Below are 25,795 nucleotides of genomic sequence, written 5' to 3'. Positions count from 1 at the left end.
ATAAAATTCGTTTTAAACAAATAAAAAGCTCGCTTGAATTAAGCGAGCTTTTTTATAAATCAAAAAATTGATGAGTTATTCATCTTCATCTAATAAAAGATTTAGCGTAACATCAATATTATCGCGTGTTGCTCTAGAAAATGGGCAAACTTCGTGTGCTTTATTTACCAATTCTTCCCCAGTTTCAACATCAACACCAGGAATATAAGAATCTAAAACTACCGCTAATTGAAAATCACCTTCATCGGTTTTTCCAATACTTACTGAACCAGTTACACTAAAATCGCCTAACTTCAAATTTTTCTTTTCAGCAATCGATTGTAAAGCGCTTCCGTAGCAAGCAGCATAAGCAGAAGCAAATAATTGTTCAGGATTTGTGCCATCACCGCCGTCACCATTCATTCCTTTTGGTACGCTCAAATTCATATCTATTTTACCGTCATCACTTTTCACGGTTCCTACTCTTCCACCGTAAGCTGTTGATTTGGCAGTATAAAACTTTTTCATAATTCTAATTTTTTAGTTAATAATTTATATTTTGAATATAGAAAGGTTTGAAAGGCTTTTCAAAAATGAATTCATAAATTTGTGCTAAATATTTCAAAGCTTTGAAGCAAACCAACAAACAAAATTCTGCGTTGCACAACAAAGAAGGAAAATCAATTTCCAATAGTGTAAGCGCAAAAAGTGCAGCACGCATAAAAAAACTGCGGAAGAAAAAAGTTTCCGCGGAAGAATTGCTTCAAGCTATTTTAAAAGGAAACAAACCCGCGTTAAGCCGCGCAATTACGCTAATTGAGAGTCAACAGCAAAACCATGCAAAAGACGTTTCCACATTAATCGAAGGTTGTCTTCCCCACGCCAATAAATCGATTAGAATAGGAATTACAGGTGTTCCTGGCGTTGGAAAAAGCACCTTTATTGAAGCTTTCGGAAATTATTTAATTCAACAAGGAAAAAAAGTCGCCGTTTTAGCCGTAGATCCAACTAGTTCCATTTCTCACGGAAGTATTCTAGGCGATAAAACCCGAATGGAAGAATTGGTAAAACAAGAAAACGCTTTTATTCGTCCAACCGCTTCTGGCGATTCTTTGGGTGGCGTAGCAAAAAAAACCCGCGAATCGATAATTTTATGTGAAGCTGCCGGTTTCGATACCATTCTTATTGAAACCGTTGGCGTTGGGCAAAGTGAAACGGTTGTTCATAGTATGACCGATTTCTTTTTATTACTTAAATTGGCCGGCGCCGGCGATGAATTGCAAGGTATAAAACGTGGGATTATGGAAATGGCCGATGCAATTATCATTAATAAAGCCGATGGCGAAAATGAGCGTCCTGCGAAAAAAGCCAAAGCTGAATTTAAAAAAGCGCTTCACCTCTACCCGACGCGCCAAAGTGAATGGATTCCGAAAGTAAAATTATGCAGTGCTTTGTATAATTCTGGAATTGAACCGATTTGGAAAATGATTGAGAATTATAGAAAAATCACCCAAGAGAATGATTATTTCTATCACAATCGGCACGAGCAAAATAAATTTTGGTTGCTACAAACAATAAACGAACAGTTGAAATCGAATTTTTACAATCAACCTACCATCAAAACGGAACTAAAAAAGCAACTGCAATTAATCGAAGAAAATAAAACTACACCTTTTGAAGCGGCAACTTATCTGCTAAAACTCGCAAAAGAATTATAAGAAATTTGCTTTATACCAATTAATTTGTTGCTGCAAACCTTCTTCTAACGTAGACTGCGGATTGTAATCTAACAACTTTTTTGCTTTATCGATATTCGCTTTGGTTCGCCATTGATCGCCCGGTCGTTTTTCAATTACATTTAGCTCTATTTTTTTGTCTAATAATTTTTCTACCGTATCAATTCCATCTTGAGTAGTGTGCTCTACTTCGGTTCCCAGATTAATGATCTCACCGTTTATTTTTTTGTGACGTTCGATGGCTTTTACAATTCCATCAACAATATCACCAACGTAAGTGAAGCTTCGCAAGTGTTTTTCGCTTCCGCTGAATAACGGAAAAGTTTCATTTTTAAAACCGCAAGCGATGAGTTTGGTATATAATTTTTCAGGACGCTCTCGCGGACCGTAAACTGAATAAAGCCGTAACGAACTTGCCGATAATTTATGATTGCGAGCTTCTGCCAATACCAATTGTTCTGCGGCTAATTTGGTCACACCATAATTGGAGGCCGGTTTTGGCGCTACATTTTCAGGAAAAGTCGCTTCTAAACCATAAATAGAAGAAGTCCCGATGTTTACAAAATGTTTCAGGTTTTTATTTTTTAAGCTGAAATCGATAAGGTTTTTAGTTCCCAGAATATTGTTGGTAAAATAGTCTTCAAATGTACAAGAACTAGAAATTCCGGGTTGCGCAGCAAAATGAATAATAAAATCAAAATCGGTTGAAAGTGTATGTATGTCTTCCTTTTTACGAAGGTCAAGATCTAAAATATCGATATTTTTAGCCGAAAGTGCTTTTTCATTTAAACGTTTCAGCGAAAGCGAATAATAATCAGAAAAATTATCGAGGCCAATAACTTCATATCCTCCTTTTTGCAAACGTTCAGCGGTGTGTGAACCAATAAATCCGGCAGCTCCGGTAAGTAAGATTTTCATAAATAATAGTATTAAGAAAACGGCAATCGAAATTACAATGCAAATTAAGAACATTCTGATAATCTGGCGTTGGCTTCTTTTAAAATATTTTTAACACTACTTTATAAATATTAATACATTTGTAAAGAATTTTCTTGGCTTATGAACTACGAATTGACGATTATTGTTCCGCTTTATAATGAAGAAGAAAATCTTTTACGCGTTGAAGAAGAACTTAAAAAGTATTTGAAAATCGCATTAAAAAAAACCTGCGTTCTCTTTGTAAACGATGGTTCTTCTGATAATAGCTTGAAATTGGTTGAAGAAATTTGTCGTAAAAACACCGATTTTCATTTTATTTCATTTGAAGAAAATCAAGGATTAAGTGCGGCGATAAAAGCTGGTTTTGATTATTCTAAAACACCATTAACCGGCTACATTGATTCTGATTTACAAACCGATCCCGAAGATTTTAATTTACTGCTGAAAGAAATTGGAGAATACGCTTTGGTAACCGGAGTACGAACCGATCGGAAAGATTCGTTTGTTAAAAATTTATCATCTAAAATTGCCAACGGAATTCGCCGAAGCTTCACCCACGATGGAATGGACGATACCGGCTGTCCGCTAAAAGTAATTAAAACTGATTACGCCAAACGTATTCCAATGTTTAAAGGTTTACATCGATTTTTACCGGCGATGATTATGCTTCAAAATGGAAAAACTAAACAAGTTCCTGTTCGCCACTACCCGAGAATTGCAGGAAAAGCAAAATTCCATTTAATGAATAGACTTGTAGGACCGCTACTCGATTGTTTTGCGTATTTGTGGATGAAGAAAAAATACATCAATTACAACGTAACCAAGCGTGATGAGTAATTGGCAAATCTACAGTATTGGTTTAATTGCGCAACTTTTATTTTCAGGAAGACTTTTATTGCAATGGATTCTTTCAGAAAAACATAAAAAAGTTTTAACACCTTCGCTATTTTGGAAGTTGAGTTTATTCGCTTCCTTTTTATTATTTGTTTATGGTTATTTGCGGGATGATTTCTCGATTATGCTCGGCCAAGCTATTACCTATTTTATTTATATTCGAAATTTACAATTGCAAGGCGAATGGAAAAAAGCACCTAAACTTTTACGTTGGTTTTTGTATATTTTTCCGCTACTCATTATTATTTATTCGTATAATAACAATACGTACGATATTCATAAACTTTTTTACAATGAAGCGATTCCGTTGTGGTTACTTATTTTAGGTTCTGGCGCTCAAATTGTTTTTAATTTTCGCTTCTTTTATCAATGGATTTATTCTGAAAAAATTAAAAAATCAAGTTTGCCGCTTGGTTTTTGGGTGCTGAGTTTAATTGGCGCGCTTTTAATTTTACTCTACGCGATTATTAGAAAAGATCCGGTTTTATTTATCGGGCATATTACAGGAAGTTTTATTTATATTCGAAATATTATGCTAAGCAGAAAATACGATGGCAAATCTACAGATTTATAAAAACTACTATTTACCCATTTTACTAATCGTTTCGGTACTTATTTTCATTTTTAACCTCGATGTTATTTATGTGAATATCATGGAAGCGCGAAATTTTATTACCGCTCGAGAAATGATTACGCACAAAAATTGGTTGTTAACCACAATGAATAATTTACCGCGCTACGAAAAACCACCTTTACCAACGTGGCTTACCGCAATTAGCGGCTGGTTATTTGGTTTTAAGAGTAGATTTGCAATGCGACTTCCTGCAGCGTTGAGTACTATTTTACTGCTTATTTTTTTCTATAAATTATTACCAAAATTTAAAATATCACTGAAACAAAGTTTTTTTAGTAGCTTAATTTTAGCCTCGTCTTTTTATATTATTTTTTCAGGAAGAAACGGACAGTGGGATATTTTCACGCACGCATTTATGATGGTTTCAATTTATTATTTATGGAAATTTTTCAGTTCCGAAAATGCGTTTTATAAAAATGCAATTTTAGCCGCGATTTTTTTCGGTTTTTCGTTTATGAGTAAAGGTCCTGTTTCGCTTTACGCGCTTTTGCTTCCTTTTTTAATTGCCTACGGAATTGTTTACAAATACAAGAATTTCAAAAAGAAATGGCTTCCGCTGTTTGTTTTTTTAGTCATTTCAGCTATTATAAGCGCGTGGTGGTTTGTGTACGTTCGTTTAGCCGATCCCGATACATTTTTGGAAATTACTTCTCGTGAAGCCGGACGTTGGGGAAGTTATAATGTACGACCATTTTATTATTATTGGAGCTTTTTTACGCAAAGCGGAATTTGGACGATTCCATCATTTGTGGCATTATTATATCCATATTTAAAAAATAGAGTCAGTAATAAAAAAGCCTATTTATTCTCTTTTTTGTGGACGGTTTTATCGGTTATTCTACTTTCTATTATTCCTGAAAAAAAGTCACGTTATTTATTGCCGGTTTTAATTCCGATGGCTTTTAATACAGGATTTTATGTGGAATATTTATGTAGAAAGTTTGCAGAAATTCCATTAAAAGAAAAATTGATTGTTTATTTTAATCATGGGCTAATTGCAATTATTGGAATTGCTTTTCCCATCGCCGCTTATTTTGTCTTAGATTTAGAAGGATTTTGGTTTTATTTTATTGCAACTTCCATTCTATTAGTCGCAATCGGTTTTGCTAAACTTCTTTATTTAAAACGAAATGAATATTCTAAAGTATTTTATTTGACCATCGCATTTATCTGTGTAGTTATGGCGGTTGGTTTCCCATTAACCAATGCTTTATTAGATAACCCGAAATTTAAAAATATTGCTGAGTTACAAACATTCGCTGAAAAAAGAAATATCAAGGTTTACGAATTTGGAGTGGAAACACCAGAATTAATTTGGGAGTTTGGAGCGCCTATTCCACAAATTCATGGCAAAAAAAGTTTTCCCACTGAAGAAAAATTTGGTGTGATTACAAATGAAAACGACCAAAAATTCTTAAACCGAATTAAAGACAAATACAAAATCTTAGAAACCGAACGTTACGATTTAAATTACGTAAATCCTAAAAAATCAGGTTATAAAAATCGGTTAATTCGTACTTTTTATTTACTGAAAAGAATTAACTAAGCAACATATTTACGTAGAATAAATTGCTGTAATTTATAGAAAACAAAGCCAATAATTCCGCCGATAATCATTCCTGTAATTACGTCGCCAGGATAATGTTTTCCTACATAAATTCTACTGTAACTCACAATTACCGCCCAAAAAATCATTCCGACTAAAGCATACTTATACCAGCGTTTTAAAATATTTCCTAAATAAATTGCTAAGGCTGTAGAGCTTGCAGCGTGTGCAGAAAAATACCCGTAACTTCCGCAGTAATCTAAGAGCAATCTTCCTTGTTCAATAAACGGTTCTTTACAAGGTCTTGGACGCTGAAAATAATCTTTAAAAACATTTGCTAATTGGTCTGTACACGTAATCATTCCGGCGACTAACACTACGGTCACCAACGTAGGTTTCCAACCGTAATTTTTGTACAACAAATACAAAAGCACCGCGTATAATGGAATGGCAGCAAATTTGTGTGTAATAAAAACCCAAAACCAATCCCAAGTTTCTGAACCTAAATTATTCAGGTACAAAAAAAGTTCTTGGTCTAGTTTTAATAATTCTTCCATCTTTATTCTTGGTAGCGTTCTACTTCACGATCGTAAAATTCTGAAGCTTCTTTAATTAAATTTTCAGCTTCATTTTGCAATTCTTCTTCGTCGCTTTTGTCAAAATCTTCTAACCATTCTACTTCATCATCTTGAAGATTAATTATAAAACGCGGAAATTGCGTGTGAATTACAAAAATCGCTTCCGGATAATCGGTATTATCACCTAATAAAAATCTAGGGAATTCCATTTATATTTTTTTATGATGTTTTTACAACACCTTGATTAATTAATTTTTTACTCAAATAATTGAACCGAATATACAACATTATTGCTGAAGCAGACAAGCCGGCGAGCAAACCTAACCAAATTCCCATACTTCCTAAAACATCAGCTTTTCCGGTATAATAGGAAACGGGAAAACCAATAATCCAATAAGAAATAAAGCAAATAACAGTTGGTATCTTTACATCTTGCAACCCACGTAGAGCGCCAAGAATTACAACTTGCAGACCATCACTTAATTGAAAAAGTGCCGCAATAACTAACAATTGCGCGGCTATTTGAATTACTTCAGCATTGTCAATATAATAAGTTGGTAAAATATCTTTCAGCAAGATAAAAGCAATTGCAAAAACGGCTTCAATAATAAAAACTAGTAAAAAAGTAGAAAACGCAATGCGGCGCATTTCAACAAAATCACTTCTTCCTTTTTGATTTCCTACACGAATGGTTGCGGTAACACCGATTCCTACAGCGATCATAAACGTCATCGAAGCTAAATTTAACGCAACTTGATTTGCTGCTTGGGGATTTGTACCGAGCGTTCCAGCCAAAAATATAGAACCGGTGAAAATAGCGACTTCAAATAACATTTGTAAAGCGGTGGGAAAACCTAAATTCCAAAGACGTTTAAAAATATGTTTTTGTAATGATTTTTTTGCCCAGATAAAATAAGTACTGAATTTTTTCTTCTTTTTCAAAATAAAATAAAGAAAACCCAACATAAAAAAACGAGAAATTAAGGTTCCGATGGCAGCACCTTCTAATTCTAAACGCGGAAAAATCCACACACCGTAAATCAATAAATAATTGAATAAAACATTCACCAAATTTGCTGCGATTGTCGCGTACATCGCATATTTTGTTTGTGAAAGTCCGTCGCCAAATTGTTTAAACGCTTGAAAAATCATAAGCGGAACCAATGAAAACGCAACAATATCAATATAAGGAAGTGAAAGATCAACAACTTCCGGCGGTTGATCTAAATAATACAACAAGGGTTTTACCGCCCAAACAAGCGCAAAGAGCAGAAAACCATTCAGCAGACACATAATAATTCCGTGTTGAAAAAATGAACGGCCTTTTTCTATATCTGAAGCGCCATCGGCTTCTGCAATAAGTGGCGTAATCGCAAAACTAAACCCGATTCCAATAGAAAGCGCAATAAAAATTAAACTATTTCCTAACGAAACTGCCGCAAGCGGAGCGGCACCTAATTGCCCAACCATTATATTGTCGGCTAACCCAACTAACACATGACCTAATTGCCCTAACATAACCGGATAGGCGATTTTTAGGTTTTTACTGAATTCTTTGGTGTAAGCTTGAAAACGCACGCTGAAAATTTTCGGCAAAGATATTTTATTTCAGTTGAATGAAATCTGTTTTTAAGTGAAGTTTTAAGAGATATTTAATAGGAAGAATACGAAGTTTCTACTACCTTGAAACTTGTTAGCTGTTGAAGCCAAATTACGTTATGACAAATTCTACCGATTTAAAATTCACCAATAAAATAATTCCTTCAAGCATAAAAAAGCAAGTCAACATTGCGTTGAGTTATTATCCTGAATTAAAAGAAACTCCTATTACGTTTAAATTTAAAGACAAGATTAAAAAATCTACCATGCAAGCGCAACCGCGTTATGAGAGTTTTTTAAAAAGCAAAAAGAACCGGAGTTATATAATTTTAATCAGTGAGAAATTTCATATTGAAGAAGAAGAATTTCATATTACCGATGTTGAAGACGAAGTTTTAATTGGTTGGATTGGTCACGAGCTTGGCCACGTGATGGATTATAAAGACCGAAGCACTTTTGGAATGCTTATTTTCGGCATAAAATATCTTTTTTCTAAACGTCATATTAAAGAAGTGGAACGCGCTGCCGATACTTTTGCAGTAGAACACGGAATGTATAAATTCATTTTAGCTACCAAAAATTTCATTTTAAATAACACGAGTATTAGCCCAAAATACAAAGCGCGTATTCAACGATTATACATGTCGCCAGAAGAAATTATGGAACTTGTAAATACTCGAGATACTGAAGAAGTCGAGAAAAAAGTTAAAAAGGAAGTCGAAGAAGAAAACGAAACGTTTAGCTATTGATTTTCTAATTGTTTTTTTACAAAAGCTTCAAAATCTGCATATTTTTCTTCGTTCATTACTTTTTCCATTTTTACTTGTCCGCCTTTTTTCTTATTCGCGCCGCTCCATTCGTAAAAAACACTCATCGGGATTAAATTTACTTTTACGCCTTTTAATGCTTTTGAACGAGCGACTTTATAATTTTTATTGGCGTTTTTTAAACTTTCATCTAATGCTTCAGCAATTTCATTTTCAGAAACGCTAATTTTTTCATCGCTTCCAATATGCCAAACGTGGTAAAATTCGTTATCAATTTTTACGGCGGAAACGGTAAATTCTGGTAATTCAATATCAAATTTTTGTTCTACTTCTTGCACCGCGTCGTTCATTTTATTGACCGATAATTGAGAGCCGACAACATTTAAAAAGAATTTTGTTCTTCCGGTGATTCTAATTTCAGCTTTTTCAACATTAGTAAAAGCAATGGTATCGCCAATTAAATAACGCCAAGTTCCCGAAACGGTACTAATTAATAAAACGTAATCTTTTCCTTCTTCAACATCTGCCAAATTCACAACCGGCGCATCTTCTGTTAATGAACCATCGGAATTAATATATTCAGCTTTAAACGGAACAAATTCAAAATAAATTCCATTATCGGTAATAAGTTGCATAGCTGAAGTATCGGGACGCATTTGGCAAGCTAAAAATCCTTCAGAAGCTAAATACGTATCGATCACGATAATTGGTTTTTCTAACAACGCATTGAAACTTTTTTCATAAGGCTCAAAAGCGACGCCGCCTGAAGTATAAACTTTTAAATTCGGCCAAATTTCATGAATATTTTTTACGTTATGATACTTAATTACTTCTTTCATCATAAGTTCCATCCAAGAAGGAATTCCGCTTAACGCACCGATATCCCAATTTTTAGCATTTTCGGCAATATGTTTTACGCGTTCATCCCAATCGTCTATTTTGGCAATTTCTTCTCCGGGTTTGTAATAACCTCTGAACCAAAAAGGAATATTACTGGCGCTAATTCCGCTAATTTCGCCTTCTAAATGATCTTCTTTTTGTTGTAAATTGGTAGAGCTCCCAAGCATCATAATTTCTTTTTCAAAAAAATCTGACGGCAAATCGAAATTTGATAATGCAGTGACTTGCTTTACGCCGGCTTGACGAATAGAATCGAGCATATCATCGGTGACCGGAATTCTTTTACTGGTTTTTCCGGTAGTTCCTGAACTAATCGCATAATAAGACGGCGATCCTGGCCAGGTGATATCCTCTAAACCTTCGTGCAATTTGTACCACCATTCTTCATTCATTTTATTGTAATCGAAATAGGGTACTTTTTCTTGAAAGGCTTCTTGGGGATTTTCGCTTTCTAATATTTTTGAAAATCCATAATATTTTCCAAATGCTGTATCTTTTGCTTTTTTCAGCAAATTATTCAGCACTTTTTTCTGATTTTCTATAGGATTATCTTCTGCTTTGATGCTTCCGGTAACATCAATTACGCTTTTTATAATAGAACCGATTATCGCCATTTTATTAAATTGAAATTTATAACTCAAAGATAATTTGAAATGCTGCTGATTAGAAAAATAGCACTATAAATCTTTGTTAATTCAGTTTACAAAAAATCGCTTATCACTTATTTAGCGCGGAGAAAAATATATTATTCAGCTACTTTTTTTATCTTCGCATCTTAAACAAGATACCTTTTGGATAAAGAAATTATTATAAATCGAGTTGCGGAAATTTTAAAAGAAACGCCAACTTCTATGGAAATCGTAAAAAAAGGTGGCGATCGTGATGCTCGTTTTCATTATTTAGCTACGCATATGGTTGAAAAAGCGATTGAAAAAGATGCATTGGTACTTTCCGAAAACCAAATGGGTATCGCGATAGTATTTAAAAATAGCGAAAACACGCCTAATTTTATAAAAGATACGGTTGAGAATCTAAAACTGGTTTTTAACGTAACCGGATTTAAAAATGTATCTACAATTTTAAAAAACCAAAAGTACGTTAAAAGTCAGCGACCTAAAGATCAAGACTACTTATACTGCTGGTTTTGGGGAATTTCTAAAGAAGGTAGAGGTGCACAAACGCAAGTAGCTAAGGAAATGAAAGATGAATTTTTGCGTCGCGCACACAAATATAATTTGCCTTTATTTGCTGAAACACAAACAAAAAGAAATACGATTGTGTATCAAAAATTTGGGTTTGAATTATTTCACACCTGGAATCGGTCTGACGGGAAAACAATGTACTTTTTAAAATACGACCCTACAAAACACGAGGATAAATTCAATTAATTCTTCCTTAAAAAATATTTATTTCATGTGAAAATAAAGAATAGAAAATATAAAATAATTGGAAATATTACTTTAATTATTGTTTTCTGTTTATTTATTATTCCTGTTATTTTTTTCTCACAATTACCGAACGAAATTCCACTTCACTTTGGGTTTCACGGTTCTCCCGATAATTATTCGTCTAAAAATAATATTTGGCTACTTCCTATTTTAGGTTTACTTTTTTATGTTGGATCTTTAAAATTAGAAAAGATATTCTTATCAGAACTTTCAAAAAAGGTGAACCATCAACTTATCTTTATGGTTAAAAATCTAAAAATTTTAATTCTAATTATAGTAGTAGGCTTTTTGTACTTAACTATTCAAATGATTTTAGTTGCATTGAAAATATCTGAAGGGTTAGGTTCTTGGTTTATTTACCTGTTCCTTTTTTCAGTAATTATTTTCCCCTTATCACCTTTGATTAATCGGAATAAAAAAATCTAGCAAACTATTTACTCGCAAATAATTTTACGTCTTGCTCTTCAATTTTCTTGCCACCTAGAATAATTAAACGTTCTACCACATTTCTTAATTCGCGAATATTTCCTGTCCAATCGTATTCTTGTAATAATGTGAGCGCTTTTTCTGAAAATTCTTTTGCAGGAGTTCCTTGCTCTTCGGCTATTTTTTCAGCAAAATGTTTCACCAATAACGGAATATCATTACGACGTTCATTTAATTCGGGTACATCGATTAAAATTACAGCCAAACGATGGTAAAGATCTTCTCTAAATTTTTTCCCCTTAATTTCTTCGGAAAGATTTTTATTAGTAGCGGCAATTACACGCACATCAACTTTAATGTCTTTATCGCTTCCTACGCGTGAAATTTTCTTTTCTTGCAAAGCTCTTAAAACTTTAGCTTGCGCTGAAAGACTCATATCGCCAATTTCATCTAAGAAAATGGTTCCGCCGTTAGCAGCTTCAAACTTTCCTGCACGATCTTTATTTGCTGAAGTAAACGCGCCTTTTACGTGACCAAATAATTCACTTTCAATTAATTCTGAAGGAATTGCTGCACAATTTACTTCTATCATCGGTCCTTTAGAGCGTTCACTTTTTTGGTGAATCCAATGTGCGACAAGTTCTTTTCCGGTTCCGTTATCACCGGTTATTAAAACGCGCGCGTCGGTTGGAGCAACTTTTTCTATGATATTTTTAATTTGTTTAATTTCTTCAGATTCGCCCACCATTTTATAGTTTTTACCTACTTTTTTCTTGAGGCGTTTATTTTCGGTAACCAATTCTTTTCTATCGAGCGCAATGCGAACAGTATTTAAAAGTCGATTTAAATCTGGCGGTTTTGAAATATAATCGAATGCGCCAATCTTCATGGTATTTACAGCGGTTTCGATATCGCCGTGACCGGAAATCATGACAAACGGAATTTCTGGTTTTACTTTTTTTGTGGCTTCTAAGACTTCAACACCATCCATTTTCGGCATTTTAATGTCGCAAAGCACTAAATCGTAATCTTCGTTTTTTATTTTTTCCATTCCGGAGAGTCCGTCTTCGGCTTCTTCAACTGTATAATTTTTATTTTCTTCAGTTAAAATTTTTATCAAGACTCTTCGAATTGAAGCTTCGTCTTCAATAACAAGTATTCTAGACATTTTTATATTTTTAATTTAATTCCGGTTCTTACGTAAAAAGTATTGTTGTTTTCAATTACAAAAACATCATCACGCTCATTATTTCTAATTCTGTATTCGTTATAAACGGTATGACCTGCGTAAAGATAATACAAGATGTGTTCTGTAAAATAATGTTCGTAACCTAAACCTAAAGTTACATTGGTCATCGAAATATTTTGACCGACTCTATCTTTTCCTTCAACTACAATATCTTTTTGAATATTGGCAAAAAAACCGTCTAACGTAGCAAAAGCTTGCAAGTGATTTTTTTCATTGAAAGAATAGCGAATTAAAGATTTTGGAACTCCGGCGGTATATGACCACGTATCGTTAATTTCTCTAAAATAATTTATTAAAGGAATAGGATAATTTCTTCCCGGTGTTGTGGTGTAAATTAAACCTAAAATAATTCGGTAAGGTTTCCCTAAAGCGACACCATTTTCGTCTTTATTTTTTACATCATTAATTGCGTAAATAGCGCTTAAAAAAATATAATCGTCACTACCTAAAGTAGTTTGAAAGTTTGAAGAAATTCTCACCCCGGTTTTTGCGGCTATTCGCCAATTTGAATTTCTTATTTTTTTAATATAACCAACGGTAGACTCGATTCGTTGTGTAGATTCTATAGTACTGGTTTTAAATGGGAAACGATCTTCGAAATCTAAATCTAGTTTTCGATATTCACCACCAATAACTAAATAATCTTCATCGTTTAAAGGAATTGGTAATTGCGCTAAAACTCTAAAACGATTTAAAGATTGATTTCCTTTACTGAAAGGAATATGCAAATATTCCACTCGCGCCAAATCGGTTGTTTGTGCTTGAGAAAAACCTACAAAAAAGAGAATTGAAAAGAAACTGAAAAAGAGTTTTAAGGCATTATTCATATAAAAACTTCTAATTGGTTAAGTTAGCTTTAAAATAGAAAGATACTATTTTGGAATAGACTACCTTTACAATTAACTTTTCTTTGGGTTTCAGTAAAAATATAAGATAAATTTTCGTTAAAACTGTTAAACCATCTTAATATTTCAACCATTTATACATTTCCTTATACGTTGGTTTTTTACCGTACATTAAAATTCCTACGCGGTAAATTTTAGCTGCGATTAGCGTTACTAAAAATATTGAAATTACCAAGGTTAACATTGAAAGTAAAATTTCCCATAATGGAACGCCAAACGGAATTCTCATAAGCATCACCACCGGTGAAGTTAATGGAATGAAAGAAAAAATAGTAGAGACAATTCCGTGAGGATTTTCGATCACAGAAAAGAACCCGACATAAATTCCCAACATAAGCGGAATAATTATAGGAAACATGAATTGTTGCGTATCGGTTTCGCTATCTACCGCCGCACCAATTGCAGCGTAAATTGAACTGTATAAAAAGTAACCCCCAATAAAATAAAATAAGAAACAGATAATCAATTTTAAAAGCGGAAGGCTTACAATATCAGTAATTATTTTCTGAATTTCCCCATTTGAAGCTTGTTCCATTGCTTGTTGTGAAACTTCTGGCGGTTGTACTTCTAATCCCAAAAATGCACTTACGCCAACTAGTAGAATTCCGCCTAAAAATATCCAAATTAAAAATTGAGTGATTCCGGCAAAACTGGTTCCTAAAATTTTCCCGAGCATTAAATGCATAGGTTTAACTGAAGAAATAATAATCTCAATAATTCGGTTGGTTTTTTCTTCAATAACACTGCGCATTACCATATTTCCGTAAATAATGATAAACATCATTAATAAATAACCGGCAGCGCCACCAAAAAACATTTTTATGTAAGTTGCCATTTTCGAAGTTTGTTCTCCGGAAAATGTTTCAATTTGTAAAGCAACTTTTGTTTTTGAATCGGCTAATTTTGTTAGATCTACGCCGTTTTCAACTAAATTACGATTCGTAAGTTTATTGGCTATTTTTTGTTCAATTCCCGAGATATAGGAATTGCTTGGTGCATCTTTCGAAAAAAACTCTATATGATTAGCAAGGTAAGTTCTATCAGAATTTTCAGGAATGAAAAGCAATCCGTAATATTCTTTTTTATCTACGGAATCGATAGCTTGTTCTAACGGAAGTTCAGAAAAATTTAAATAAGTTACCTCATCATCATCGGTAAATTCATCAGCAAATAAATTAGCTTGATCGTGAATACCTACAATTCTTTTTTCATCGTTATTTAAACTGCTTAAATAGGCAATTAACGCGATCATACCGACCATAATAATCGGACTAAGAAATGTCATGACCACAAAAGTTTTATTTCTTACTCTTGCCAGATATTCTCTTCTGATGATTAATTTTAGGTTACGCATGATCTTTAATGGTTTTTATAAAAATATCGTTAACGGAAGGAATAACTTCAACAAAATGGTTTACTTCACCGTGATTCATTAAAAAAGACAACAATTCATTAGATTGATGTTTTTCTGAAATTTTTACATTTAATCGTAAATCATCGTGAATCGAATGAAAATTAGGCGGCAAAACATCAAACTTTTGCTTTACTTCTTGTAAAAAATAATCTTCTTGATTCGTTTTTATAGCAACTTGATATTCGTTCGTTTTAAATTGTTGTTTCAACTGAGAAACTTTACCGTCTAAAATCTTGTTTGATTTATGAATTAACGCCATAGAATCGCACAATTCTTCAACACTTTCCATCCGGTGAGTAGAAAATAATATAGTGGCACCGTCTTCTCGCAACTGTAAAATCTCATCTTTAATCAAATTGGCATTTACAGGATCGAACCCACTAAAAGGCTCATCAAAAATTAACAATTTAGGTCGATGTAAAACCGTAACGATAAACTGAATTTTTTGCGCCATTCCTTTCGAAAGCTCCTGAATTTTTTTGTTCCACCAATCGCCAATTTCTAATCTATCAAACCAATATTGAAGACGTTTTTTTGCTTCTTGTTTCGATAAACCCTTTAATTGTGCGAGATACAAAACCTGCTCTCCCACTTTCATAGACTTGTATAAACCGCGTTCTTCAGGCAAATAACCAATATATTCAATATGATGGGGTTGAAGCGGTTCGCCATCTAAAATTACACGACCAGTATCGGGCATTGTAATCTGATTTATAATTCTAATAAAAGTGGTTTTTCCAGCTCCATTTGGTCCTAATAAACCAAAAATACTTTGCTGCGGAATGCTAAGAGAGAAGTTATTTAGCGCTGTAAAATCGCCAAATGATTTTGAAACTCCTTCTGCGACCAAGAGATCATTCATATTATTTATCGTTTACGAAGCCAAATATAAGGATTCAAGCTTATCAATTGACTTAAAAATAAAACCCACCCTTAAAATTTGAAAAATTAAGGATGGGAAAAAAATTGCTATGAAAAAGAAAAATATCACTACTAAATGTCGTAGTGATATTCAAATATATATAAAATTTTGTTAACAAAATGAATTATGAAAACATATCTTTAACTTTTTCGAAGAATGATTTATCGCTTTTCTCCGGATTTGGTCTAAAATTATCATCATCTTGCATTCTTTCAAAAAATTCTTTTTGTTCTTTTGAAAGTGTTTTTGGCGTCCAAACATTTACGTGAACTAATAAATCTCCGCTTCCATAGCCATTTATGCTCGGAATCCCTTTTCCGCGTAAGCGAAGAATTTTACCGCTTTGTACGCCAGCATCAATTTTAATTCTCACTTTACCACTTACCGTTTGAATTTCTTTGGAAGCTCCTAAAGCTGCTTCAGAAAAACTTACGTATAAATCGTAATGTAAATTATCGCCTTCTCGCTGTAAATCTGTGTGTGGTTTTTCTTCAATTGCTACTAATAAATCTCCCGGAATCCCATTTCCCGGAGCTTCATTTCCTTTCCCACCTACTTTTAATTGCATTCCATCTACAACGCCCGGTGGAATTTTAATAGAAACGGTTTCTTCTTGAATTTTTAAACCTTGCGCATCTGCATCGCTTGGCTTTTTATCAATCATTTGCCCGGAACCACCACAAACATTACAAGGTGAAGCAGTTTGCATTCTACCTAAAATGGTGTTGGTAACCCGTGTAACTTGCCCTGTTCCTTTACAGGTGGAACAAGTTTTATAGGTAGTTCCCGGCGCTTGAATTTTTCGCTTAACTTTTATTTTCTTTTCAACGCCATTAGCGATTTCTTCTAAACTAAGTTTTACGCGAATTCTCAAGTTACTTCCTTTAGCACGTCGTTGACCGCCGCCAAAGCCGCCACCGAAACCGGAAAAACCTCCGCCACCAAAAGCTCCACCAAAAATATCACCGAATTGACTGAATATGTCATCCATATTCATTCCGCCACCTCCGAAGCCACCAGAACCATCGAAAGCTGCGTGACCCATTTGGTCATAACGTGCTTTTTTGTCAGGATTACTTAGGACTTCGTAAGCTTCAGCAGATTTTTTAAACATTTCTTCTGCTTTCGGATCGTCGGGATTTTTATCGGGATGGTATTTTATAGCCATTTTCCGATAAGCTTTCTTTATCTCGGCTGCACTTGCATCTTTACTTAAACCTAATACTTCGTAATAATCTTCTTTCATCAAAAATCTTCTTTTCTTTCGTGTCTAAATTGCCAGAATTATTTTCCGGTAACTACTTTTGGATATCGGATAATTTTTTCACCTAAGGTATATCCACGTTCTACTACATCAACAATCTTTCCTTTTAATTTCTTATTTGGGGCAGGAATTTGAGTAATTGCTTCGTGAAGATCTGCATCAAACTTATCACCTTCTTTAACGTTCATTGGTGTTAAACCTTTGCTTTTTAATGTCTCACGAAGTTTATTGTTGATAAGCTCTACTCCTTTAAGTAACTCTTTGTCTTCAGATTTTTCAATTTCAACTAAGGCTCGATCGAAATCATCTAAAACCGGCAGCATAGCTTGCATTACTTCTTGACCCGCGGTTTTAAAAAGTTCTACACGTTCTTTGCTTGTTCTTCTTTTATAATTTTCAAATTCTGCAAATAAGCGTAAAAACTTATCTTTCTCTTTTTCTACCTCATTTTTTAATTGATCAACTTCAGAAAGTTCTTCCTTTTTTTCTCCCTTATCGTTTTCCTGCTGCTCCTTAGATTCAACTTCATCTATAGCATCATCAATAGTTTGTTCAACTTGATCTTTCAAAGCTTCTTTATCATTTTCTTTATGATTGGTATCTTTATTCTTACTCATGCGAAACATATTTTTATTTTGAAATGGCAAATGTACTGCCAATAAGGTAAAATTGTCAAAATGTCACTTTAATTTTTTAATATTTATTTAAGAAACTCATCTAGCGAATGATTTAAATTTGAAGTTTAATAATAACTAAATAATCATAAAAATGAAAAAAGGAATTTTAAATCTTTTCTTACTTGCAACTATTGGAATAATGGCAATCTCTTGTAAGGAAGAAGCAAAAAATAAAACTGAAGCAAAAGAAGCTGAAGAAGTTGCAGAAGCAAGTGCTGAAGCATCTGAATATAAATTAGATTCTAATGAATCTATTGTTTATTGGAGAGGAGCTAAATTAACCGGTGGCGGACATGAAGGAACTATCCAGTTTGAATCGGGAGAGTTTTTAATGAATAACGAAATGTTGGAAGGCGGAACACTTGTAATAGATATGTCTTCTATAAATGTTAGAGATCTTGAAGGTGAGAAAAAAGAAAATCTTGAAGCACATTTAAAAGGAACTGTAGAAGGAAAAGAGGGTGATTTCTTTAATGTAGAAAAATACAATACTGCTAAATTTGAAATTACCGGCGTTAGTGAAAAAGAGGGTAAAATGATGATGAGTGGAAACCTTACCTTAAAAGAGAAGACCAATAATATTGATGTTCCTGTTACGATAACAAAAGGAGATGATAATGAAATGGTAAAAATCAAGAGCGAACCTTTTACAATTGATCGTACTAAATGGGATGTAAATTACGGGTCTAAATCTGTATTTGATAACCTAGTAGGTGACAATGTAATTAATGATGATATAGAACTTGAAGTAAATATTTTAGCTAAAAAGGCATAATTTCATATTGAATAAATTATCAAAAGCGGAAAATAGTACTATTTTCCGCTTTTTTTATACCAAATTTTCAAGGGCTAAATCGATATGAGTGAATTTATAGCGGTAGCCGGAAGCTTCGATTTTTTTATTGCTAACCATTTGACTGTCTAAAACTATAGCAGCCATATCTCCTAAAAGAACTTTCAAAATAAATCCCGGAACTTTAGGAAGAATTAGAGGTTTTTCCATTTTTGATGCGATACAGCTCGTAAGTTTTTTATTAGAAACAGGATTTGGAGCTACTGCATTATAAACACCTTCTAAATTCTTTTGAATCGCGTGCATAAAAATTCCGGCTAAATCTTCTAAATGAATCCACGATTGCCATTGCTTGCCACTTCCTAAAGGAGCACCAACATAATATTTTACAGGTTTCGATATTTTGGGTAATGCGCCGCCTTGTTCAGATAAAACAATACCTATTCTAATTTTTGCAACTTCAATTCCTAAGTCAGAAAATTTATCAGCTTCATTTTCCCATTTTGTAACCACTTCTCCGAGAAAATTATTTGCTATTTCGGGACTTTCTTCATCATATAATCGTTGAAGCGAACTTGGATAAACCCCAATCGCACTTGCAGAAACAAGCTGATCGATAGTGTGATTATTTTCGGAAAGTAATTTATGTAACGTTTGAAGCGATTGAATTCGGCTTTCTAAAATTACTTTTTTATTCTCTTTCGTCCAGCGTTTAGCTATTGAAGATCCAGCTAGGTTTATAATTTTAGAAACTCCCTTTAAACAATTTTTATCAACTTCACCTTTTTTAGGATTCCAATAAAAACCTTTATAGTTATTTTTATGTTCAATTTTATCTTTACTGGTTGTAAGATAATGTACCGAAATTCCTTCTTCTTGACATTGTTTAGCAATTTCGGTTCCGACTAAACCGGTAGCTCCTGTAATTAGAACTTTCATTTTTTTGTTTAAATTACGTAATCACTTCAAATTGAAAATAAGGTTTAATAGACTTTAACAGCAAAGCCGAAATAAAGTGTTAAGAGTTATTTTTTTCAGCGCGGAGCATTTCTCGTTTTCCCGGCGGACCCGGAATTTTTTCAACAGTAAAACCAACTTCTTGCATCGCTCTTTTTGCACTTCCTTTTGCTGAATAAGTTACTAAAACGCCGTTTTCAGTTAAGGCATTATACATTTTCTGAAAAATTGGTTTTTCCCATAATTCCGGTTGAACGCGAGCTCCAAAAGCATCAAAATAAATAAGGTTGAAATTTTGTGTTTCTGTAATTTCTTCAAAGAATAATTTTTCTTTTTTTAAAGAAAACACGGGTGTAATTTCAACTTGCTTTTCCCAATCTGCTTTGTGAATTTTTTCAAATAAATGAATGGCTTCCGTAGATAATTGCTTTCCATAGTTTAAATTTTCTATTTCCTTTTCTGCTATCGGGTAAGCTTCAATTCCTTTATAATTTATATTGATTTTTTTTTGGTTTGCTTCCATAGCTGTTAATAAGGCATTTAAACCAGTCCCGAAACCAATTTCTAAAATATTTATTTTCTTTGGCTGATATTTTTCAGAAAGAAAATGCAATCCTTTTGAAATAAAAACATGTTGTGCTTCTTGAATTGCGCCGTGTTTAGAATGATATTGCTCATTCCAATCGGGAATATGAATGGTTGAAGAACCATCGGCGGTAATTATTATTTCTCGTTTCATTGGTTTATATATAATTTTTTTATCCGAGAAATTGGTCCGCGACATTTTTGTTGATGGCAGCTTATACAAACATCAATCGTATTGTTGTAATTTTTTCTTACAGCTAGCGAATCTTTCGTAATTTGTTTCGCTGTACTTTCAAACAAAAGTGCAAATCGTTTAAATTCTTCATCATTATCTCGCGGATCGGTAAATTCAGCTTCATAAAAAGGTTGAAATGAAAAAGGTAACGAATCTATCGCGTTACCTTTTTCAATCTTGTCTTTTAAAATAGCATGTTGCTTATAGAGATTTTCCATATAAGCTGCCATTTCTGAAAGCTCGTACATTTGGAAACTCTTCTCTGTATTTATAATTTTTTCTCCCGACTTATTCTTGCAACTTGTTAGCAAGATAAAGCCGAAGATGAATAATAGTTTTTTATTCATTTTTATTTTTCATCAATACACCATTTGCCATAAAAGCATATTCACGTTTTGGAGTTGTAATCGCTGCGATTTCGGCTTCACTTTTCCCGGCATCTTTCGCGAAATGGCGTAATTCTTCTACCGGAGTTTCTGTTATATAAGCTTTTCCTTTTACAATTGTTTCGCTGTTTTCAGCATTTAAAGGAACGAAAAAAGCGTAATCTTTAAATTTCACGAATGAAGTTAGCGAATCGTCTAGTTTTAAGGTCATCCAACATCCTTTTTTCTTACAAACTTTTTCAACTTCAGATTTAAATTTTACTGAAATAGTGTCGCCCGGTTTCATAGCGTCAAATTCAGCTTTCATTTCTTCAGCGCTAAGTACATTTTCTGTAGAGAATTCTTCACCTCTTTTTAAGTATTCCTCACTCTCATTTTGAGCTAATTCCTGATTAGTTTGCTCTTCAGCAGGTTTTTTCTCTGAATTTTCACTATTTTTACAAGCTATAATTGTTATCGCACTCAACACGATTAAAATCTTTTTCATAATCTCTTTATTAAATTAATCTTGAAGATAACAAAATTAAAAAATACATTAATCTTTGAACTATGATTAATTTAATACTTTTGTAGAAATTTAAAAAATATCGAATGAAGCCTGAAAATACTAGCCTGGAAATTACCAAAGCTACTTCTTCTACTATTGGAAAAGTAGATTTTGATAATTTGACTTTTGGAAAATATTATGCAGATCACATGATGATTTGTGATTTTATAGATGGAAAATGGGAAACTCCTAAAATTCTACCGTACGGACCGATGCAAATGGAACCTTCTGCTAAAGTTTTTCATTACGGACAGGCGGTTTTTGAAGGAATGAAAGCCTTTAAAGATAAAGACGGAAAAGTTTGGCTTTTTAGACCTGAAGAAAATTTTAAAAGGATTAATAAATCGTCTAAACGAATGGCGATTCCTGAGTTTCCTGAGGAATATTTTTTTAGTGCCTTAAAAACACTTTTAAAACTTGATAAAGAATGGATAAAAAGCGGCGATGGAAATTCACTTTACATTCGTCCATTTGCAATCGCTACGGAAGCTGGTGTTTCTGCTTCACCATCAAATCGTTATCGTTTCGTAATTATTTGTTGCCCGGCAAAAGCATATTATTCTTCTCCGGTAAAAGTAACTATTGCACAAGAATATAGCCGTTCTGCCGATGGCGGAGTGGGTTTTGCAAAAGCTGCTGGAAATTATGGTGCACAATTTTACCCAACCAATCTGGCAAAAGACAAAGGTTACCAACAAATAATTTGGACAGATGCTAATACACACGAGTATTTAGAGGAAGCAGGAACGATGAATATTTTCTTTAGAATAGGAGATAAATTAGTAACCGCACCAACCAACGATAGAATTTTAGACGGTGTTACTCGTAAAAGTATTATTGCACTTGCGGAAAGAGAAAATATTGAAGTTGAAGTAAGACGCGTAACAGTAAAAGAAATTGTTGAAGCTGCTGAAAATGGCTCGTTAAAAGAAATATTTGGAACTGGAACAGCGGCTACGGTAGCACAAGTTTCAGGATTTGAATTTCAAGATAATTATCATGAATTACCAGAAGTTGAAAATCCTTATAGCATGAAATTTAAAAAAATGCTGCAAGATATTCAGTATAACAGAGCTGAAGATCCATTTGGATGGCGTTATGCTGTTGAAGTGTAATTTTTCAAATGATAACAAATAACAAAAAAGCCTCGCAGTTTTGCGAAGCTTTTTTTATTTCTCCAATATCTTTTTAATATCTGGTTTAAAATAATTTGGTCCTTTTAAAACTTTACCGTCTTCACGGTAGATTGGTTTACCATCGGCACCGAGTTTACTCATATTACTACGTTGTATTTCTTCAAAAACTTCTTCTATTTTATATTGCATTCCGTGTTCTATAATTGTTCCGCAGAGAATGTAAAGCATATCGCCTAACGCATCAGCAACTTCAACTTTATCATTTGTATTTGCTGCTTCTAAGTATTCTTCATTTTCTTCTTTCATTAAATTATAACGCAATAAATTTTTTGCTTCTCCCAAATCTGCTATAGGTTCGTCTTTACTTCCCAAACCAAATGCATCGTGAAATTGTTTTACGGCTTCAATTCTTTTCTTCATAATAAATAGATTAATTTTGCCTAAAAATAAGAAAAATGTTTACTGACGGACAATATATATTTGCAGGTTTTTTTGTAGTACTGTTCATTGCAATTATGATTTTCAGCTACCGAAAAGATCTTAAACTTCATAAAAAATATTACCGCGGAAGTTTATTTATACTTGCAGGCTTTCTACTTTTTGTTGCAATACTTTTTCTCATTAAAACCTATCTTCATTAAAATTTATTATTTTAAAAGAAAAATCTTAACGTTATTTCATGAAAACTACCATAGAACTTCCCACTGAAAAATTGGAAGTAGATCTTTCTAAACCTCTAGACATCTCGATAACTTTACGCGGAAATGAAAAAAACCCAATTGCTTGGTATTTAGAATCTCCGAAAATTCAGCCTGTAAAAGAAGGAGAATGGATTGCAAAAGTAAGTGAAGGTTCATCGGTGAATTTCAATAATATTCAATTCAATCCGCATGCGCACGGAACACATACAGAAAGTTACGGCCATATTTCTGAGGAATTTTACAGCGTAAACAAAGCCTTAAAAACGTTCTTTTTTAAAGCAAAAGTAGTTTCGCTAGTACCAGAAACATTAGAAGATGATTTTGTATTCTCTAAAAAACAACTTCAACATTATTTAGCAAAAAATGAAGTTGAATCGTTAATTATCAGATCGTTACCCAACACAAAAGCAAAGAAAAAAAGAAAATACAGCCATAGCAATTGGCCTTATTTATTAGAGGAAACCGCAACATATATTCGTGAATGCGGCATAAAACATTTATTAATCGATTTACCATCGGTCGATAAAGAAAAAGACGAAGGCGAATTATTAGCGCACCGAGCATTTTGGAATTACCCAGAAAAACCACGAAAAGACGCCACAATTACTGAATTAATTTACGTTCCAAATAAAGTTAAAGATGGATTGTATTTATTAAATTTACAAATAGCTTCCTTTAAAAATGATGCGAGTCCAAGTAAACCGGTACTTTATAAAATAATTTAAGATGAAAAAAGCGCTTCAACTAGAAGAACTAGCAATGCTTATTTTAGGCATTTATCTATTTTCACTTTTAGATATTTCTTGGTGGTGGTTTGCAGCTTTGTTTTTTTCGCCAGACATTGGCATGTTAGGCTATGTAATAAATAAAAAAATAGGTGCAATAACGTACAATATTTTTCATCATAAATTTTTAGCCATTATCTTATATCTTGTAGGAATTATTTTCACTTCTGAAATTTTTCAGTTGATAGGAATTATACTTTTTGCACATTCAAGTTTTGATAGAATGCTAGGTTATGGACTAAAATATGAGAAAGGATTTAAATTTACACATCTTGGCGAAATAGGAAATTAACTATGGAATTACTTTTTTTAGGATTAGCTGCCGGTGCAATCGTTGCTTATTTTATTTTTTCTTGGTTAAATAAAAACCGAAAAAAAGAAAAAGAACAACACCAATCGGTCGTTTTAATGGAAAAAATTAGAGCCGTTTGTAAATTCATAACAGTTGAAGGTGACTTTTCTGAAATTTATCACTACCAAAACGTAAAAGATAAATGGATAAATCTTTTCCTCGGAAGCAAAAAAGCGCTCATTTTAATTGAAGCAAAAGCGCACGTAGGTTTCGATTTAACAAAATTAAAAATGAATGCTGAAGTTGACCAAAAAACCATTTACCTCAGCAATTTTCCGCAACCCGAATTATTAACTATCGAAACAGATTTTAAATATTACGATAAAAAAGAAGGTTGGGCAAACCCGTTTACCACTTCAGACTTAACCAATATTAACCGGGAAGCAAAACAATATATAGTTGAAAAAATCCCAAACAGCGGCTTACTAAATGAAGCTTCTAACCAAGCGATGGAAACCATTCATTTAATTGAAAAATTAGTAGAAACCATTAATTGGAAATTAGATTATTCAGCTTTAAAACTGCCGGAAAACAATACGCCATTACAAGAAAAAAATCCTAAAAAAGATGTCAAACCTTAGCCTAATTATTGAAGAACGCGCGGCCGATATTGGTAATTTTATGGTCGGAAGATTATTGCCATTTCGCCAAAAAAGAATGGTAGGACCTTTTGCCTTTATCGACCATATGGGACCGGCAAATTTAAAAGCTGGAGAAAACCTAGATGTTCCGCCGCACCCTCATATTGGTTTATCAACACTCACTTTTTTGTTTGAAGGAAGCATCATTCATAAAGATAGTTTAGGAACAGAAATTGAAATTAAACCCGGCGCGGTAAATTGGATGACCGCGGGTAAAGGAATTGTACATTCAGAACGAACCCCAAATTACCTTCGAGAAAAAGAAAAAACTTTACACGGCTTACAAATTTGGGTAGCCCTTCCCAAAGACTTAGAAAAAATGGATCCTACATTTTCTCATATTGAAAAAGATGAAATTCCCCAATGGGAAAATGATGGCGTATCTTATAAACTCATCGCCGGTAAAGCTTTCAATAAAAAATCGCCCGTTCCTGTTCATAGCGATTTATACTTTATAGAATTAAAAAGCACAAAGCGCCAAAAAATTTCTATAGGAAAACATTTATATGGGGAAAGCGCACTTTATATTTTAGAAGGAAAAATTTATAATGAAAATCACAGCTACGACCCTAAACAAATTCTTGTTGCCAAAGATGCTACTTTATGTGAATTTGAAATGGAAGAAAATACGACAATTTATATTTTTGGAGGTGAAAAATTTCCCGAAGAGCGTATTATTCATTGGAATTTTGTAGCCTCTTCTAAAGAAATAATTACTGAAGCACGCGAACGTTGGAAAAAACAAGAATTTCCTAAAGTTCCCGGAGAAACTGATTTTGTACCCCTGCCAAATTAAAAAT

At 33.3% G+C, this 25,795-nt stretch carries 31 protein-coding genes; 14 read left to right on the top strand and 17 right to left on the bottom strand.

The genetic code is table 11. From position 1 onward, the window contains the following. Positions 1-75: 75 nt before the first annotated feature. Entirely contained in the window at positions 76-507 is a 432-nt protein-coding gene (locus ACFFGL_RS06075) for an organic hydroperoxide resistance protein (protein ID WP_309727410.1), read from the bottom strand. 101 nt (positions 508-608) lie between these two features. Here ACFFGL_RS06075 and meaB point away from each other — a divergent pair, with 101 nt between their 5' ends. Beyond that, a complete protein-coding gene (meaB, locus tag ACFFGL_RS06070; RefSeq protein ID WP_309727411.1) occupies positions 609-1,697 on the top strand; it encodes a methylmalonyl Co-A mutase-associated GTPase MeaB in 1,089 nt (362 codons plus the stop codon). Here meaB and ACFFGL_RS06065 read toward each other — a convergent pair. Further along, positions 1,692-2,633, bottom strand: a complete 942-nt coding sequence (locus ACFFGL_RS06065) for an NAD-dependent epimerase/dehydratase family protein (RefSeq protein ID WP_309727412.1) — start codon at positions 2,631-2,633, stop codon at positions 1,692-1,694. The genes meaB and ACFFGL_RS06065 overlap by 6 nt on opposite strands. A gap of 141 nt (positions 2,634-2,774) precedes the next feature. Between ACFFGL_RS06065 and ACFFGL_RS06060 the strand changes: the two genes are divergently transcribed. The 3 genes from ACFFGL_RS06060 to ACFFGL_RS06050 are packed head-to-tail and all read left to right on the top strand — an operon-like array spanning position 2,775 to position 5,728. Further along, positions 2,775-3,491, top strand: coding sequence for a glycosyltransferase family 2 protein (locus tag ACFFGL_RS06060; protein WP_309727413.1), 717 nt, complete (start codon positions 2,775-2,777; stop codon positions 3,489-3,491). Next, a complete protein-coding gene (locus tag ACFFGL_RS06055) occupies positions 3,484-4,122 on the top strand; it encodes a lipid-A-disaccharide synthase N-terminal domain-containing protein (protein WP_309727414.1) in 639 nt (212 codons plus the stop codon). Before ACFFGL_RS06060 ends, ACFFGL_RS06055 begins: the two co-directional genes overlap by 8 nt. Then, positions 4,100-5,728, top strand: coding sequence for an ArnT family glycosyltransferase (locus ACFFGL_RS06050; protein WP_309727415.1), 1,629 nt, complete (start codon positions 4,100-4,102; stop codon positions 5,726-5,728). Before ACFFGL_RS06055 ends, ACFFGL_RS06050 begins: the two co-directional genes overlap by 23 nt. On the opposite strand, the gene ACFFGL_RS06045 is transcribed toward ACFFGL_RS06050, so the two are convergent. From ACFFGL_RS06045 to ACFFGL_RS06035, 3 genes are read right to left on the bottom strand one after another with little or no spacing between them, the layout of a single operon-like run. Then, positions 5,725-6,285 carry a phosphatase PAP2 family protein gene (locus ACFFGL_RS06045; protein ID WP_309727416.1) on the bottom strand — a complete coding sequence of 187 codons (561 nt, stop codon included), beginning with the start codon at positions 6,283-6,285 and terminating at the stop codon, positions 5,725-5,727. The two genes, ACFFGL_RS06050 and ACFFGL_RS06045, sit on opposite strands and share 4 nt — an antisense overlap. Before the next feature lie 2 nt (positions 6,286-6,287). Continuing rightward, complete coding sequence (locus ACFFGL_RS06040; RefSeq protein ID WP_309727417.1) at positions 6,288-6,515, bottom strand: hypothetical protein; 228 nt, start codon at positions 6,513-6,515, stop codon at positions 6,288-6,290. Between the two features lie 10 nt (positions 6,516-6,525). Beyond that, entirely contained in the window at positions 6,526-7,884 is a 1,359-nt protein-coding gene (locus ACFFGL_RS06035) for an MATE family efflux transporter (RefSeq protein ID WP_309727418.1), read from the bottom strand. A 140-nt stretch (positions 7,885-8,024) separates the two neighbouring features. On the opposite strand from ACFFGL_RS06035, the gene ACFFGL_RS06030 reads away from it, so the two are divergent. Next, the gene (locus ACFFGL_RS06030; protein WP_309727419.1) at positions 8,025-8,654 is read left to right on the top strand and encodes a hypothetical protein; all 630 of its coding nucleotides are present in this window, start codon (positions 8,025-8,027) and stop codon (positions 8,652-8,654) included. Here the strand turns inward: ACFFGL_RS06030 and ACFFGL_RS06025 are convergent. Beyond that, positions 8,648-10,186, bottom strand: coding sequence for a GH3 family domain-containing protein (locus tag ACFFGL_RS06025; RefSeq protein WP_309727604.1), 1,539 nt, complete (start codon positions 10,184-10,186; stop codon positions 8,648-8,650). The two genes, ACFFGL_RS06030 and ACFFGL_RS06025, sit on opposite strands and share 7 nt — an antisense overlap. Positions 10,187-10,363: 177 nt before the next feature. Between ACFFGL_RS06025 and ACFFGL_RS06020 the strand changes: the two genes are divergently transcribed. Beyond that, positions 10,364-10,960, top strand: coding sequence for a hypothetical protein (locus tag ACFFGL_RS06020; RefSeq protein WP_309727420.1), 597 nt, complete (start codon positions 10,364-10,366; stop codon positions 10,958-10,960). A 27-nt stretch (positions 10,961-10,987) separates the two neighbouring features. Beyond that, a complete protein-coding gene (locus ACFFGL_RS06015) occupies positions 10,988-11,446 on the top strand; it encodes a DUF1648 domain-containing protein (protein ID WP_309727421.1) in 459 nt (152 codons plus the stop codon). A 4-nt stretch (positions 11,447-11,450) separates the two neighbouring features. On the opposite strand, the gene ACFFGL_RS06010 is transcribed toward ACFFGL_RS06015, so the two are convergent. The 6 genes from ACFFGL_RS06010 to ACFFGL_RS05985 all read right to left on the bottom strand — a co-directional run bounded on the left by ACFFGL_RS06010 (position 11,451) and on the right by ACFFGL_RS05985 (position 17,817). Further along, entirely contained in the window at positions 11,451-12,614 is a 1,164-nt protein-coding gene (locus tag ACFFGL_RS06010) for a sigma-54-dependent transcriptional regulator (RefSeq protein WP_309727422.1), read from the bottom strand. A gap of 2 nt (positions 12,615-12,616) precedes the next feature. Beyond that, positions 12,617-13,522, bottom strand: coding sequence for a DUF6268 family outer membrane beta-barrel protein (locus ACFFGL_RS06005; protein WP_309727423.1), 906 nt, complete (start codon positions 13,520-13,522; stop codon positions 12,617-12,619). 136 nt (positions 13,523-13,658) lie between these two features. After that, positions 13,659-14,954 carry an ABC transporter permease gene (locus tag ACFFGL_RS06000; RefSeq protein WP_309727424.1) on the bottom strand — a complete coding sequence of 432 codons (1,296 nt, stop codon included), beginning with the start codon at positions 14,952-14,954 and terminating at the stop codon, positions 13,659-13,661. After that, on the bottom strand, positions 14,947-15,876 hold the full coding sequence (locus ACFFGL_RS05995; RefSeq protein ID WP_309727425.1) for an ABC transporter ATP-binding protein: 930 nt from the start codon (positions 15,874-15,876) through the stop codon (positions 14,947-14,949). The genes ACFFGL_RS06000 and ACFFGL_RS05995 overlap by 8 nt, the downstream gene beginning before the upstream one ends. A gap of 184 nt (positions 15,877-16,060) precedes the next feature. Beyond that, positions 16,061-17,182 carry a molecular chaperone DnaJ gene (gene dnaJ, locus ACFFGL_RS05990; protein WP_309727426.1) on the bottom strand — a complete coding sequence of 374 codons (1,122 nt, stop codon included), beginning with the start codon at positions 17,180-17,182 and terminating at the stop codon, positions 16,061-16,063. Positions 17,183-17,220: 38 nt separating this feature from the next. Next, positions 17,221-17,817 (bottom strand): nucleotide exchange factor GrpE, encoded by a 597-nt coding sequence (locus ACFFGL_RS05985; RefSeq protein WP_309727427.1) that lies wholly within the window; start codon positions 17,815-17,817, stop codon positions 17,221-17,223. A gap of 151 nt (positions 17,818-17,968) precedes the next feature. Here ACFFGL_RS05985 and ACFFGL_RS05980 point away from each other — a divergent pair, with 151 nt between their 5' ends. Further along, on the top strand, positions 17,969-18,652 hold the full coding sequence (locus ACFFGL_RS05980; RefSeq protein ID WP_309727428.1) for a YceI family protein: 684 nt from the start codon (positions 17,969-17,971) through the stop codon (positions 18,650-18,652). 54 nt (positions 18,653-18,706) lie between these two features. Here ACFFGL_RS05980 and ACFFGL_RS05975 read toward each other — a convergent pair whose 3' ends face one another. From ACFFGL_RS05975 to ACFFGL_RS05960, 4 genes are all read right to left on the bottom strand, one after another. Continuing rightward, positions 18,707-19,609 (bottom strand): TIGR01777 family oxidoreductase, encoded by a 903-nt coding sequence (locus tag ACFFGL_RS05975; RefSeq protein WP_309727429.1) that lies wholly within the window; start codon positions 19,607-19,609, stop codon positions 18,707-18,709. Positions 19,610-19,688: 79 nt separating this feature from the next. Continuing rightward, positions 19,689-20,366, bottom strand: coding sequence for a tRNA (5-methylaminomethyl-2-thiouridine)(34)-methyltransferase MnmD (gene mnmD / locus ACFFGL_RS05970; RefSeq protein ID WP_309727430.1), 678 nt, complete (start codon positions 20,364-20,366; stop codon positions 19,689-19,691). Further along, the gene (locus ACFFGL_RS05965; RefSeq protein ID WP_309727431.1) at positions 20,363-20,794 is read right to left on the bottom strand and encodes a hypothetical protein; all 432 of its coding nucleotides are present in this window, start codon (positions 20,792-20,794) and stop codon (positions 20,363-20,365) included. Before ACFFGL_RS05965 ends, mnmD begins: the two co-directional genes overlap by 4 nt. After that, complete coding sequence (locus ACFFGL_RS05960) at positions 20,787-21,320, bottom strand: DUF4920 domain-containing protein (RefSeq protein ID WP_309727432.1); 534 nt, start codon at positions 21,318-21,320, stop codon at positions 20,787-20,789. Before ACFFGL_RS05960 ends, ACFFGL_RS05965 begins: the two co-directional genes overlap by 8 nt. A gap of 104 nt (positions 21,321-21,424) precedes the next feature. Here ACFFGL_RS05960 and ACFFGL_RS05955 point away from each other — a divergent pair, with 104 nt between their 5' ends. After that, entirely contained in the window at positions 21,425-22,495 is a 1,071-nt protein-coding gene (locus tag ACFFGL_RS05955) for a branched-chain amino acid aminotransferase (protein WP_309727433.1), read from the top strand. A gap of 54 nt (positions 22,496-22,549) precedes the next feature. Here ACFFGL_RS05955 and ACFFGL_RS05950 read toward each other — a convergent pair whose 3' ends face one another. Next, complete coding sequence (locus ACFFGL_RS05950) at positions 22,550-22,936, bottom strand: nucleoside triphosphate pyrophosphohydrolase family protein (protein ID WP_309727434.1); 387 nt, start codon at positions 22,934-22,936, stop codon at positions 22,550-22,552. A 35-nt stretch (positions 22,937-22,971) separates the two neighbouring features. On the opposite strand from ACFFGL_RS05950, the gene ACFFGL_RS05945 reads away from it, so the two are divergent. The 5 genes from ACFFGL_RS05945 to ACFFGL_RS05925 are packed head-to-tail and all read left to right on the top strand — an operon-like array spanning position 22,972 to position 25,791. Continuing rightward, positions 22,972-23,157 (top strand): hypothetical protein, encoded by a 186-nt coding sequence (locus ACFFGL_RS05945; protein ID WP_309727435.1) that lies wholly within the window; start codon positions 22,972-22,974, stop codon positions 23,155-23,157. Between the two features lie 38 nt (positions 23,158-23,195). Next, on the top strand, positions 23,196-23,942 hold the full coding sequence (locus tag ACFFGL_RS05940) for a cyclase family protein (RefSeq protein WP_309727436.1): 747 nt from the start codon (positions 23,196-23,198) through the stop codon (positions 23,940-23,942). Between the two features lies 1 nt (position 23,943). Further along, positions 23,944-24,294 carry a DUF4260 domain-containing protein gene (locus ACFFGL_RS05935; protein ID WP_309727437.1) on the top strand — a complete coding sequence of 117 codons (351 nt, stop codon included), beginning with the start codon at positions 23,944-23,946 and terminating at the stop codon, positions 24,292-24,294. 2 nt (positions 24,295-24,296) lie between these two features. Next, a complete protein-coding gene (locus tag ACFFGL_RS05930; protein ID WP_309727438.1) occupies positions 24,297-24,935 on the top strand; it encodes a DUF4230 domain-containing protein in 639 nt (212 codons plus the stop codon). After that, positions 24,922-25,791, top strand: coding sequence for a pirin family protein (locus tag ACFFGL_RS05925; RefSeq protein WP_309727439.1), 870 nt, complete (start codon positions 24,922-24,924; stop codon positions 25,789-25,791). Before ACFFGL_RS05930 ends, ACFFGL_RS05925 begins: the two co-directional genes overlap by 14 nt. Positions 25,792-25,795 lie beyond the last annotated feature (4 nt).

Source organism: Mesonia maritima (assembly GCF_042433895.1).
GTDB lineage: Bacteria > Bacteroidota > Bacteroidia > Flavobacteriales > Flavobacteriaceae > Mesonia > Mesonia maritima.
Note: the sequence above shows the minus strand (reverse complement) of the source record. Positions and strands in the feature narration are given on the sequence as shown.